Here is a 12405-nt window from a genome sequence, read left to right on the forward strand (position 1 = left end):
CCCCCTAGGGGAGGATGTTCGCATCCGACAGAAAAAACTCAAAAAGAACCAAGGAAGGGGGGGGGCCGCCTCCCCCCTCTTCCACCCCCCCCCCCCCCCCGGGCCCGGGTGGGATCAGGCCTCGACGCTGTCCTTCGACGCCTCGCCGCTCCCGGCGGCCGCCGCTTCCGCCTCGGCCTGCTTCTTCGAGGCACGGAGGCTGGTGATCGTGGTGACGATCAGGACGGAGCAGATCACGCCGAGGGAGACCGGGATGCTGATCTCCGGGACGTGGACGCCGGACTCGTGCAGGGCGTGCAGCACCAGCTTGACGCCGATGAAGCCCAGGATCACGGACAGGCCGTAGGACAGGTGGACCAGCTTCTTCAGCAGACCGCCGATGAGGAAGTACAGCTGTCGCAGGCCCATCAGGGCGAACGCGTTGGCCGTGAACACGATGTACGGGTCCTGCGTCAGACCGAAGATCGCCGGGATGGAGTCGAGCGCGAAGAGCACATCGGTGGTGCCGATGGCGAGCATCACGACCAGCATCGGGGTCATGATCCGCTTGCCGTTCTCCTCGATCCACAGCTTGGTGCCGTGGTATCGGTCGGCGACCCCGAAGCGTCGCTCGGCGGCCTTGAGGAGCTTGTTCTCCTCGAACTCCTCGTCCTCCTCGTCGGCCCGGGCCTCCTGGATGAGCTTCCAGGCGGTGTAGATGAGGAAGGCACCGAAGATGTAGAAGACCCAGGCGAAGCTGGCGAGGATCGCGGCGCCCGCGGCGATGAAGATGGCCCTCAGGACCAGGGCTATGAGGACACCGATGAGCAGAACCCGCTGCTGGTACTGCGAGGGCACCGCGAACTTCGCCATGATCAGGACGAAGACGAAGAGGTTGTCCACGCTCAGCGACTTCTCGGTGATGAAGCCCGCGAAGAACTCGCCCGCGGGTTCACCGCCCCCGAAGAGGAGCAGGCCGAGCCCGAAGAGGCCCGCCAAGGCGATCCAGACGCCGGTCCAGATACCGGCTTCCTTGATCGATACGTCGTGCGGTTTGCGGCCGATGAAGAAATCGACCGCGATAAGGGCGGCAAGGCCCACGATGGTCAGGACCCACAGGGTCACCGAAACTTCCACTACGCCTCCGGCAGTACGTCACACGGCAGATGTCAGCGTCGTCGCTGCCGGAGGTCTCTTCCACCCAGGAGTCCGGGACGCGCGATGCGCCCGGAACCACGGGCCGACGCCCCGGGATCTGGCCTGATCCGTATTGACGGGTACGCCGCACAGACAGGGAGTACTCCCCTCCGTACGGACGACAGTACCCCAATACCCAAGGGAAGGTAAAGAGATTTGCAAATAAAGCTCAAAAGGCCAGTTCGGAAGTGGTCACCGGTCTCATGAGCGGCGGGCGGCGGCGACCTGGGCGAGCACCTGCTGGAGCACCTGGCTGCCAGATGGCACGAGCGGGGGCTCGTACGTCCAGGCATGCCCGACCCACGGGTCGGCGAGGTGGTCGTCGGCCACCGGCGTCAGCCGCAGCAGCGAGCGCCACAGCGGGTCGAGCAGCGGTCCGAACCCGGCGGACTCCTCGCGGTCGGCGACCATCATCAGGTGCACGCCGACGGCCGGCCCCTCGTCGGCGAGGTAGCGCAGCTGGTTGACGGCCCGGTCGTCGAAGCCGTGGGGGAAGTCGTTGACGACCAGCAGCTGCTGCGAGGTGTCGAGGCCGGGCGGGAGCGCGTCCGGAGCACCTCCGCGCAACGCCATCTGGACCAGGTCGACGCGCTGGGTGAGACGGGCCAGCACGTCCGCCGCCCCCGCGGCGCCCTGGGCGGGCGGCGCGGCGAGCACCCCGCTCCGCACCAGCGGCGCCAGGGCCTGGGCCCCGGATCCGGCCGGGTCGATGACGTGCACGGTGAACTCGCCCGCCGGGTAGACGGCGAGCAGCCGGGCCGCGTGGGCGACGGCGGTCTCCAGGCCCAGGCGCCGCATCTCGTGGGAGTCGGCGAACGAACCGTCGAGCGAGGCGGAGCGCCCGCTGTCGATCCACAGACCGCGCTCGAGCGGCAGCCGGATCAGCATCGGGATGCGTATGCGGTCGGCCTCCGGCAGATGGAGATCGCCCAGCCGCAGGGCCATCGGGATCTCCATGGGGACGCGGTAGGCGTGCCAGACGGGGTTGTCCCAGCGTGCGAAGGCCGCCGGCAGGGCGGGCTCGACGACCTCGGCCTCGGCGACGAGCTGGGCGACGTCCCGGTCCAGGACCTCCCGGGCCTGGGACACCAGCTCGCCGTGCCGGGAGCGCGCCGCCTCCCGGGCGGCGTCGCCCTGCCCGCCGATCCGGCTGCGGGGATCGGACAGCACCTGGTCGAGTTCCTTCTCCATGCGGGATTCGGCGAAGTCGACGGCGCTGCGGTAGGCGGCCGTGGTGCGGGCCAGGTCCTCGAACATGCCCCACACCTGGTTGTACAGCCGTTCCTCCATGGACCAGCCGGTGGCGTCACCCGCGACGGGCCGGGCCGGCTGACCGGGTTCGGCCGGGGGCGCGGCCGGCGGGGGCGGGGGCGGCGCCGCGTTCTGCCGGCGCGGGTGGCTGTAGTCGATCGGGCCGCCTGCGCCGGGCGCGGACGGCCGGCCGGTGGTGGCGGGCTCCCCCGGCCCGCCCGGGTACGGCTGCGGTGCCCCGGTCCGTCCCGGCGCCCCGGGTGTCTGCGGGCCGGGAGCGGAAGCGCCCTGGGGGTCGTACGGAGACGCCGGCGGAACGGGAGCACCGGGGCCGGTCCGCGGCGCGGTGCCGTGATCCGGGTGGTGTGCCGGGGCGGCGGCCGGAGGGGCCGGTATGGAACGGGCCAGCCCGCTCGCCACCGCCTCATGGATGCTCGCCGCGAGCTGGTGGGCCTGGGACAGCTTCTGGTCGGCGAGTAGCTCGGCGAGCCCGCCCGCGTAGCCCTGGCCGACGGCCCGGACCTTCCAGGCGCCCTGGCGCCGGTAGAGCTCCAGGGCGACGAGGGCGGTCTCGGCCTCCAGGCCGGCGATGGTGTAGCTGGCGACCTCGTCGCCGTCGAGGTCGGTGACGGCGACGAAGGGGGCGGCGACGGCCCCGAACCGGGCCGGGCCGCTCCCGCCGACGGGCAGGGCGAGCAGCACACTGACGCGGTGCACCGCGTCGGGCACGGCGTCCAGATCCACCGCGAGGCGGTGGTCGGCGGCGGCCTGCCGGGAGACCTCGAGGCCCGGCAGGGTGGGCGCGCCCGGGTGGACCACCCGTTCGACGCCGTGAATGGTGCCGTTCTCGTCGCCGAGCGTGGCCCCGGCCACGACCGGCGTGCCGGCCGAGATCCGGATCTCGAGACGAGCCCGGGGCAGCGGGTGGTTCTGTCCCCGCGTCAGCTCGGCCGTCATCGCCTTTCCCCCTGTGTCATTCGTGTGGCACCCGCGAGACGTCATGCGGGCCCGGCCGGTCCCGCCAGCGGGACCGGCCGTTGGTGTCGGACGGCTGCGGGCCGGATTCCCGCAGGTCGGCTGCTGCTGCGGCTGCTACAGGACCGGCAGGATCGCCGGCATCAGGTCCTGGAAGGTGCGGCCGTTGGCCGGGGTGCCGATGGCGGTCATCGCCCAGCCCTGGCCCACCCGGTTCACCTTGGCCATGATCTGGGCGGTGAAGGCACCGCCGCCGGCCAGCGTGTAGCGGGCGAGTTCCTGGCCGTTGGTCTCGTCGACCAGGCGGCAGAAGGCGTTCTGCACTTCCTGGAAGGTCTGGCCGGTGAAGGAGTTCACCGTGAAGACGATCTGGTCGATGTGGACCGGAACGCGCTGCAGGTCGACGAGGATCGCCTCGTCGTCGCCGCCCTGGCCGACACCGCCGACGAGGTTGTCCCCGGTGTGGCGCACGGAGCCGTCGTCGCTCACCAGGTGGCGGAAGAAGACGACGTCGACCGGCTGCTTGTCCGCGAAGAGGACCGCGGAGGCGTCCAGGTCGATCTCCCGGGTGCGCGAACCGAACAGGCCGCGCCGGGGAGCCGCCTGCCAGCCGAGACCCATGCGCACCGACGTCAGGCTCGCGCCGTCGCTCTTCTGCAGACTGATGGCCTGACCCTTGGTCATGTTGACGGTCACGCGCTGATCCCCTCTCGAACTGTCCCCTGTTGCCGCGGTCTGCGCGGTTGACCAGAACCCTACGCAGGGGCACTGACAGCGCCCCACCCCGGTCCGTGCTTTGTGTCGGTCTTGCAACACAGCGCGTGCCCCGGACGGGCCGTCAGGCCAGGCCCGCCTCCTTCATCTGACGCAGTTCCTTCTTCATCTCGGAGACCTCGTCGCGCAGCCGGGCCGCGATCTCGAACTGGAGGTCGGCCGCGGCCGCCCGCATACGGGTGGTGAGGTCCTCGATCTGCTCGGCCAGCTCCGCCGCGGGACGGTCGGTCACGGCCGTCTCCTTGGCCTTGCCCTTGGCCGCCTTGGCTCCGCCCTTCGCCTGGCCGCCCAGCGCGGGCACGGGAGCCTTGGCGCCCTTGCCCTCCTTCACCTGCCGGTAGCCCGAGCCGAGGAGCTGCTCGGTGTCGACGTCCTCGCGGGCGATCTGCGCGACGATGTCGTTGATCTTCTTGCGGAGCGGCTGCGGGTCGATGCCGTTGGCCTTGTTGAAGGCGACCTGCTTCTCGCGCCGGCGGTTGGTCTCGTCGATGGCCTTCGCCATCGCCGGCGTGATCTTGTCCGCGTACATGTGGACCTGGCCGGAGACGTTGCGCGCCGCGCGGCCGATGGTCTGGATCAGGGAGGTGCCGGAGCGCAGGAAGCCCTCCTTGTCGGCGTCGAGGATCGCCACCAGGGACACCTCGGGCAGGTCGAGGCCCTCGCGCAGCAGGTTGATGCCGACCAGGACGTCGTACTCGCCGGCGCGCAGCTCGCGCAGCAGCTCGACGCGGCGCAGCGTGTCGACGTCGCTGTGGAGGTAGCGGACCTGGATGCCGAGCTCCAGGAAGTAGTCGGTGAGGTCCTCGGCCATCTTCTTGGTGAGGGTGGTGACCAGGACGCGCTCGTCCTTCTCGGTCCGCTTGCGGATCTCGTGCACCAGGTCGTCGATCTGGCCCTCGGTGGGCTTGACGACGACCTCCGGGTCGACCAGGCCGGTGGGGCGGATGATCTGCTCGACGGCGCCGTCCGAGCGGGAGAGCTCGTAGGTACCCGGGGTGGCCGACAGGTACACGGTCTGCCCGATGCGCTCCTGGAACTCCTCCCACTTCAGCGGGCGGTTGTCGAGCGCGGAGGGCAGCCGGAAGCCGTGGTCGACCAGGGTCCGCTTGCGGGACGCGTCGCCCTCGTACATGGCACCGATCTGGGGGACGGTGACGTGCGACTCGTCGATGACGAGCAGGAAGTCGTCCGGGAAGTAGTCCAGCAGCGTGTTCGGAGGGGAGCCGGGCGAGCGGCCGTCGAAGTGCATCGAGTAGTTCTCCACGCCGGAGCAGGAGCCGATCTGGCGGAGCATCTCGATGTCGTAGGTGGTGCGCATCCGCAGCCGCTGGGCCTCCAGGAGCTTGCCCTGCTTCTCCAGCTCGGTCAGGCGCTCGGCCAGCTCCTTCTCGATGTCGTTGACCGCCCGCTCCAGGCGCTCGGGTCCGGCGACGTAGTGGGAGGCCGGGAAGACGTACAGCTGCTGGTCGTCGCTGATGATCTCGCCCGTGACCGGGTGGAGCGTGGACAGGGCCTCGATCTCGTCGCCGAACATCTCGATGCGGACGGCCAGCTCCTCGTAGACCGGGAAGATCTCGATGGTGTCGCCGCGCACCCGGAAGGTGCCGCGGGCGAAGGCCACGTCGTTGCGCGTGTACTGGATGTCGACGAAGCGGCGCAGCAGCTCGTCCCGGTCGTGCTCCTCGCCGACCCGCAGCGGGACCATGCGGTCGACGTACTCCTGCGGAGTGCCGAGGCCGTAGATGCAGGACACGGAGGCGACCACGACGACGTCACGGCGGGTGAGCAGCGAGTTGGTGGCGGAGTGGCGCAGTCGCTCCACCTCCTCGTTGATCGAGGAGTCCTTCTCGATGTAGGTGTCCGACTGGGGGACGTAGGCCTCGGGCTGGTAGTAGTCGTAGTACGAGACGAAGTACTCGACGGCGTTGTTGGGCAGCAGCTCGCGGAACTCGTTCGCCAGCTGGGCGGCGAGGGTCTTGTTCGGCGCCATCACCAGGGTGGGGCGCTGGAGCTTCTCGATCATCCACGCGGTGGTGGCGGACTTGCCGGTGCCGGTCGCACCGAGCAGGACGACGTCCTTCTCGCCTGCCTGGACGCGCCGGGCCAGCTCGGCGATGGCCGCCGGCTGGTCACCGTTGGGCTGGTACGGGCTGACGACCTCGAAGGGCGCCACCGTGCGTTCGATCTGGGAAACGGGCCGCATGGGTTCCACCGTACGACCCCGCACTGACAACGGGTCCCGGTCAGCGGTTCTGCGGGGTGCGGGGGCGCCGGTGGACGAGGGGGCGGCGGGTGCGGCGCGCGGGGTGGTGCGCCGGGCGGCGGATCGTGCGGGCGCCCTCGGTGTGGGCGGGGATGCCCGGCTTCCGCTCGACGGGGGCCGCGGCGGGCTTCCCCATGACCATCAGCGGGTCGAGCACGACGACGACGCCGGCGAGGAGGAGGAAGGCGAGGGGACCGATCAGCATGGGGGCGAGCAGTTCGGCGGGCGAGCCGCCGGTGGCGGGCTCGGCCGTGCCGCTGACGTGGACCTCGACGGCGGCCATCCCCGTGTAGTGCATGCCGGTGACGGCCAGCCCCATGATCAGGGCGGCGCCCACGCTCCACAGGAATCCCCGGACCTGTCCGGCCGCCCACAGGGCGGCGGTGGCGGCGGCCATGGCTATGACGACGGACACGGCGACGGTGAAGGTGTTGTACGTCAGCTGTCCGTCCAGGTGCATCCCGGCCATTCCCAGGTAGTGCATCGAGGCGATGCCCAGACCGGTGACGGTGCCGCCGGTGAACAGGGCCGTCCCGCTCGCGCCCCGGTAGCCGACGATGAAGATCCCGACCCCCACCATGACGACGGCGACGGCCAGGCTGGCGAAGGTCATCAGCCAGTCGTAGCGGATCGGCGTGTGTTCGATCGTGAAGCCCATCATCGCGATGAAGTGCATGGTCCAGATGCCGGAGCCGATCGCCGCCGAGCCCAGGGCGAGCCATCCGGGACGCCAGGAGCGGGTGACCAGCATGGCCCTGGCCGTGCAGCGCAGACCGAGGGCGCCGCCGAGGCACGCCATGAGGTAGGCGGCCAGGGGTGTGACGAGTCCGTAGCCGAATCCGTGGACCGTGGTGTGCATGTGCGGCTGCCCTTCCGCCTTCTTACGCCCCGGTGGTGTCCCGGATTCTCCTGATGTGCGCCCCCTCCCGGGATCGCGCGAACGATCAGGGTCGAGGCAGAGAGTATGACTTCCACCGGAATGGACGAACGATTCTCCGGCAAAGAATCACGGCCTCGCCCCAGTTGTGCCGTCCCCGTGAGCGTAGTTGAGCAACTCCATTCAGCCTGTGGCCACTCCGCACCCCTCTCTTGTTGACTCTCCGGTGTCACAGTGGTGCTGTCCGTGATCGTTCGACGCGAGGAGTACGCATGCACGTGCGCGCAGTAGCCGTCACGACCACCGCCCTTCTTGGAGTCGCCCTCACGGCTCCCCTCTCGCACGCCCGGGCCGACGAGGCCGGCGACGACGGCCCCACGGTCGTCGCCCACCGGGGCGCTTCCGGGTACGCGCCGGAGAACACGCTGGCCGCCGTCGACCGGGCGGCCGAGCTGGGCATCCGTTGGGTGGAGAACGACGTCCAGCGCACCCGGGACGGCGAACTCGTCGTCCTGCACGACGAGACCCTGAACCGTACGACCGACGTGGAGGAGGTCTTCCCGGACCGGTCGCCCTGGAAGGTGAAGGACTTCACGGCCGCCGAGATCGCGCGGCTGGACGCGGGGAGCTGGTTCGGGCCCGAGTACGCGGGCGCGCGCGTGCCGACGCTGGAGCAGTACGTGGACCGGGTGGAGCACAATCACCAGAAGCTGCTCCTGGAGCTGAAGAGCCCCGGGCTGTACCCGGGCATCGAGCGGCAGACCCTCAAGGCCCTCGCCAACGAGGGCTGGCTCGACCGGCGGCACGTGGCCGGGCGGCTGGTCGTGCAGAGCTTCGACGCCGACAGCATCCGGACGGTCCACGACCTCAAGCCCGCCGTCAAGACCGGGTTCCTCGGCACCCCGGCCGTCTCGGAGCTGCCGGTGTACGCGGAGTTCGCCGACCAGATCAACCCCTCGTACAGCTCGCTCTCCATGAGCTACGTGTCCGCGGTCCACGCGTTCACCGGGCCGCACGGCAGGCCGCTGGAGGTGCTCACCTGGACGGTGAACGACGCGGACACCGCGCGCCGGGTCGCCGGGTACGACGTCGACGGCATCATCACCAACAAGCCCGACGTGGTGCGGGACGCCGTGGACTGACCCGGCGTTGTCAGTGGCGGGCCGTACGGTGGGCGCATGGACAGCCCTGGGCAGTACGAGCAGCAGGTCGTGTGGACCGTCGTCGGGACCGACGTCGGTCCGCTGCTGCTGGCCGCCACCCGCGACGGTCTGGTCAACGTGGTGTTCCACGCCACCGACGCCACGCGCGACCGGGCGCTCGAGAGGCTCGCGGCCCGGCTGGGCACGGAGCCCGTCGAGGCGCCCGGTTCCCCGCTGCTGGCCGAGGCGACAGACCAGGTGGAGGCCTACTTCGCGGGCCGGAGGCGCGACTTCGACGTGCCGTTGGACTGGTCGCTGATCTCGGGCTTCAACCGCCAGGTGCTGCGCGAGCTGGCGTCCGGCGTCCCCTACGGCCAGGTCGTCGGCTACGGCGACCTGGCCGGCCGGGTGGGGCAGCCGGGCGCCGCGCAGGCGGTGGGCATGGCCATGGGGGCCAATCCGCTGCCGGTCGTCGTGCCGTGCCACCGGGTCGTGGAGAGCGACGGCGGCATAGGCGGGTTCGGCGGCGGTGTGGACACCAAGCGGCGGCTGCTCGCGCTGGAGGGCGTGCTGCCCGAGCCGCTGTTCTGAGGGGCGGACGCGGCCGGGGGCTACTCGTAGTGCCGGGCCTCGATGATGTTGCCGTCCGGGTCGCCGAAGTAGAAGCTCCGCCTGGCCGGGCCGCGGGCGCCGTAGGAATCGTGCGAGAGGTCCGAGACGGGGATGGACTGCTCCTGCAGGCGGGCGCGCAGGGCGTCGAAGTCGTGTGCGGGCAGGGACACGCAGATGTGGTTGACGGGATGCCCGGCACTGGCGTCGGCGCCGGGGACCACGCGCATGCGGTCCGCCATGGCGTGCGGTGCGAGGTCGAGGATGGTCTCGTCGTTGATACGCACCGAGGGGAAGCTCACGGTCCCCGCGGCGTACTCGGTGACCCGCAGTGGGGCGAGGCCCAGGTTCTTCTCGTAGAAGCCGGCCGCGGCGACCGGGTCGCGCACCCAGAGGACGACGTGGTCGAGACGTGTCGTGTTGTCCGTCATGACTCCCAGGCTCGTGGCCGGTCCCCGGCGCCGCAAGGGGTCCGTCGCGGCACCGGCGGGGTTTGGCGACATCCCCCGCCCGCCAGGGATGAGGGAGACCGGAGCTGAGGGAGAACCGTCGGCGGGAGGCAGGCTCGTGATGCTGGTGGTGTCGGAAGAGGTACGGGAGACGTTGGACGCCCATCGCCCCGTGGTGGCCCTGGAGTCCACGATCATCGCGCACGGCTTGCCGCGCCCGCGCAATCTGCTGGTGGCGCGGGAGCTGGAGGACGCGGTGCGGCGGGAGGGCGCCGTACCGGCGACGATCGCCGTGCTGGACGGCCGGCCGCACGTCGGCCTGGACAAGGAGCAACTGGAGCGGGTCGCCAACGAGGACGGCATCCGCAAGCTGGGGCACCGGGACCTGCCGCTCGCGGTGGCCTCCGGCGCGAGCGGGGCGACCACCGTGTCGGCGACCGCTCTGCTGGCCGGCCTCGCTGGCGTACGGGTGTTCGCGACCGGAGGGCTGGGCGGCGTCCACCGGGAGTGGACGGTGACGCAGGACGAGTCGGCCGACCTGGGGCTGCTGGCCCGCACCCGGATCACGGTGGTCTGCGCGGGCGTGAAGTCCATCCTGGACGTACCGGCGACCCTGCAACGGCTGGAGACGCTGGGGGTCGCCGTGGCCGGGTACGGGACGGACCGCTTCCCCGGCTTCTACCTCTCCGACTCGGGACATCCGGTGGACTGGACGCTGCACGACCCGGAGCAGGTGGCGGCGGTCATGCGGGCGCAGGACGCGCTGGGCGGGCCGCGGTCCGCGCTCGTGGTCGCCAACCCCGTGCCCGAGGAGGAGCAGCTTGATCCGGCGCTCCACGCGCGCGTGCTCGCCGACGCGCTGCACGCCTGCGAGGCGGAAGGGATTACGGGCCAGGCGGTCACGCCGTTCCTCCTGGAGCGCCTGGTACGGCTCACCGACGGCGCCTCGCTGAGCGCCAACCTGGCGGCCGTGCGGGGGAACGTCCGGCTGGCGGCCCGGATCGCCGCGGCCTGGACCGGGGCGTGAGCGTGGCGCCGGGCGGTGCGCTGCTGGTCGTCGGGGACGTGGTCACGGACGTCGTCGCCCGGCACCGGGGACCGCTGGCCGCCGGCACGGACACCGCCGCCTCGGTCCGGCGGCTGCCCGGCGGTGCGGGGGCCAACGTGGCCTGCTGGGCCGCGCACGAAGGGTGCCCGGAGGTACGGCTGCTGGGGCGGGTGGGCACCGACGCCTGCGCATGGCACGAACGGGAGCTGGCGGCGTGCGGGGTGCGGCCGCTCCTCGTCGTCGACGCGGCGGCGCCCACGGGGACGGTGATCTGCCTGGTCGACACCGCAGACTCGGCCGAGCGGACGTTCCTCACCGACAGCGGGGCGTCGCTGCGGCTCGGGCCGGACGACTGGTCGGACGCGCTGCTCGACGGTGTGGGCCGGCTGCACCTCTCGGGCTACCTCCTGTTCTCGGAGCCGAGCCGCGCCCTGGTGTCGGTCGCCCTGTCGGCGGCCCGCGCGCGTGGGGTGCCGGTCAGCCTGGACCCGGCGTCGACCGGGTTCCTCACCGAGCTGGGTGTCGACCGTTTCCTCGGTCTCGTCGAGGGCGTGGACGTACTGCTGCCCAGTCGTGACGAGGCGTGTCTGCTCACCGGCCTGCTCGACGCGGCGGACGCGGCAGCCAAGCTCAGCCGGCACGTTCCGCTGGTGATCGTCAAGCAGGGCGGGGAAGGGGCCCTGGTGGCCCGGTCCGGCAGCGTGAGCGCACGGGTCCCCGCGGTCACGGCGTCGCCCCGGGACAGCACGGGGGCCGGTGACGCCTTCACCGGCGCGTTCCTCGCCGCACTGCTCGCGGGCGCGGAGCCCGGGGAGGCGGCGGCCGCCGGGTGCCGGGCAGGGGCACGGGCGGTCGAGCGGGTGGGCGGGAGACCGCCGCGAACGGCCGACCGGCGAGCGGCCGACGGGTAGCCGGGGTTATGCCTTGCGCCCCCACGCCGAGATCATCGGCGCGGTCGCCAGGTCCATGCCGCCGGACGCGACGTTCGCGAGGTGGCGGTCGATGTCGTCGTGGGTGGCGACCCCGGCGGCGACCAACTGGTCGCGGAGCTGTCGTACCGTCGCGGACTCCAGGGCGGTGCAGGCGGGAGAGGTGACCGGGAAGTAGGCGTCGGCCTCCACTCGGCGCAGCCCCGCCTCCCGCAGCAGCCGGGGCAGCCGGCGGCCGTAGGAGAGGTCGGCGCCACGCTGGGACAGCAGTTGGCGGAAGCCGTGCCGGAGCCTGTTCGCCAGCTGCTGCTCGGGTCCGTGCTCGTCGGGGCAGAGCAGGGGCTGGAGCGCAGGGTCGGCGTCCTCGACCAGGAGGCGGCCACCGGGGCGCAAGGCCCTGATCATCGACCGCAACGCCCTGTCCCGGTCGGGGACATGGACGAGGACGAGCCGTGCGTGCACCAGGTCGAAGCCCTCCCCCGGCGGTTCCTCCGCGCCCACGTCGTGCACGCGCACCTCGACCGGTGGCCGGCCGGCCGGGGCGACCCGTGAGGTGTCGATGTCCGTCGCGAGGACCTTGCCGGTCGGTCCGACCCGCTTGGCCAGCCACGACACCACGGAGATACCTCCGGCCCCGACCTCCCAGCAGCGCCAGCCGGGGCCGACGCCGAGTGCCTCCAGGTGCCGGAACGTCGTGGGGTCGAAGAGCGTGGCGAAGGCGTCGAAGCGCTCCGCCGCCTCGGACTGGCCGTTGTCGAGGAGGTATCCGTCGGTTCGCGTCATGCTGCGATCATCCCAGTTGTCCCGCTTGTACGAAGGGGACGACGCTCCGGCGCGAGAGCCTCCTCCGGGCGGCCGGGACCGTGGGGGCGGGGCGTGCGCGGTCCCCGAGCGGCCTGTCCACAGGCGGGA

The 12405-nt window shown here is 71.6% G+C and carries 11 protein-coding genes; 4 read left to right on the top strand and 7 right to left on the bottom strand.

The annotated features are described in order from the left end of the window. Positions 1–114: 114 nt before the first annotated feature. From ACZ56V_RS25410 to ACZ56V_RS25430, 5 genes are all read right to left on the bottom strand, one after another. Complete coding sequence (locus ACZ56V_RS25410; protein WP_398912593.1) at positions 115–1116, bottom strand: TerC/Alx family metal homeostasis membrane protein; 1002 nt, start codon at positions 1114–1116, stop codon at positions 115–117. A 261-nt stretch (positions 1117–1377) separates the two neighbouring features. Beyond that, on the bottom strand, positions 1378–3384 hold the full coding sequence (locus tag ACZ56V_RS25415) for a TerD family protein (protein WP_468945443.1): 2007 nt from the start codon (positions 3382–3384) through the stop codon (positions 1378–1380). Between the two features lie 135 nt (positions 3385–3519). After that, positions 3520–4098: a TerD family protein gene (locus ACZ56V_RS25420; protein ID WP_104634914.1), complete on the bottom strand. Its 579-nt coding sequence runs from the start codon at positions 4096–4098 to the stop codon at positions 3520–3522. A 142-nt stretch (positions 4099–4240) separates the two neighbouring features. After that, on the bottom strand, positions 4241–6379 hold the full coding sequence (gene uvrB / locus ACZ56V_RS25425) for an excinuclease ABC subunit UvrB (protein WP_398912597.1): 2139 nt from the start codon (positions 6377–6379) through the stop codon (positions 4241–4243). Positions 6380–6419: 40 nt separating this feature from the next. Beyond that, positions 6420–7298: an MHYT domain-containing protein gene (locus tag ACZ56V_RS25430; protein ID WP_398912599.1), complete on the bottom strand. Its 879-nt coding sequence runs from the start codon at positions 7296–7298 to the stop codon at positions 6420–6422. A gap of 290 nt (positions 7299–7588) precedes the next feature. Between ACZ56V_RS25430 and ACZ56V_RS25435 the strand changes: the two genes are divergently transcribed. Beyond that, a complete protein-coding gene (locus ACZ56V_RS25435; protein ID WP_468945447.1) occupies positions 7589–8458 on the top strand; it encodes a glycerophosphodiester phosphodiesterase in 870 nt (289 codons plus the stop codon). A 36-nt stretch (positions 8459–8494) separates the two neighbouring features. Beyond that, a complete protein-coding gene (locus tag ACZ56V_RS25440; protein ID WP_468945450.1) occupies positions 8495–9049 on the top strand; it encodes a methylated-DNA--[protein]-cysteine S-methyltransferase in 555 nt (184 codons plus the stop codon). Positions 9050–9069: 20 nt separating this feature from the next. Here the strand turns inward: ACZ56V_RS25440 and ACZ56V_RS25445 are convergent, their stop codons facing one another. Continuing rightward, positions 9070–9498: a VOC family protein gene (locus ACZ56V_RS25445; protein ID WP_467382947.1), complete on the bottom strand. Its 429-nt coding sequence runs from the start codon at positions 9496–9498 to the stop codon at positions 9070–9072. Between the two features lie 139 nt (positions 9499–9637). Here ACZ56V_RS25445 and ACZ56V_RS25450 point away from each other — a divergent pair, with 139 nt between their 5' ends. Both ACZ56V_RS25450 and ACZ56V_RS25455 read left to right on the top strand, forming a co-directional pair. Beyond that, complete coding sequence (locus ACZ56V_RS25450; RefSeq protein WP_398912605.1) at positions 9638–10543, top strand: pseudouridine-5'-phosphate glycosidase; 906 nt, start codon at positions 9638–9640, stop codon at positions 10541–10543. Further along, positions 10540–11475, top strand: coding sequence for a carbohydrate kinase family protein (locus ACZ56V_RS25455; RefSeq protein WP_468945453.1), 936 nt, complete (start codon positions 10540–10542; stop codon positions 11473–11475). The genes ACZ56V_RS25450 and ACZ56V_RS25455 overlap by 4 nt, the downstream gene beginning before the upstream one ends. Positions 11476–11481: 6 nt before the next feature. On the opposite strand, the gene ACZ56V_RS25460 is transcribed toward ACZ56V_RS25455, so the two are convergent. After that, a complete protein-coding gene (locus tag ACZ56V_RS25460; RefSeq protein ID WP_468945455.1) occupies positions 11482–12276 on the bottom strand; it encodes a methyltransferase domain-containing protein in 795 nt (264 codons plus the stop codon). Positions 12277–12405: the final 129 nt, after the last annotated feature.

It is taken from the genome of Streptomyces sp. NPDC034099, from assembly GCF_055575415.1.

Bases quoted from the DNA above. Each gene is read 5' to 3' on its own strand.
- ACZ56V_RS25440 (WP_468945450.1), top strand. From the start codon at position 8,495: ATGGACAGCCCTGGGCAGTACGAGCAGCAGGTCGTGTGGACCGTCGTC.
- ACZ56V_RS25450 (WP_398912605.1), top strand. From the start codon at position 9,638: ATGCTGGTGGTGTCGGAAGAGGTACGGGAGACGTTGGACGCCCATCGC.
- ACZ56V_RS25445 (WP_467382947.1), bottom strand. From the start codon at position 9,498: ATGACGGACAACACGACACGTCTCGACCACGTCGTCCTCTGGGTGCGC.
- ACZ56V_RS25460 (WP_468945455.1), bottom strand. From the start codon at position 12,276: ATGACGCGAACCGACGGATACCTCCTCGACAACGGCCAGTCCGAGGCG.
- ACZ56V_RS25415 (WP_468945443.1), bottom strand. From the start codon at position 3,384: ATGACGGCCGAGCTGACGCGGGGACAGAACCACCCGCTGCCCCGGGCT.
- ACZ56V_RS25430 (WP_398912599.1), bottom strand. From the start codon at position 7,298: ATGCACACCACGGTCCACGGATTCGGCTACGGACTCGTCACACCCCTG.
- uvrB (WP_398912597.1), bottom strand. From the start codon at position 6,379: ATGCGGCCCGTTTCCCAGATCGAACGCACGGTGGCGCCCTTCGAGGTC.
- ACZ56V_RS25435 (WP_468945447.1), top strand. From the start codon at position 7,589: ATGCACGTGCGCGCAGTAGCCGTCACGACCACCGCCCTTCTTGGAGTC.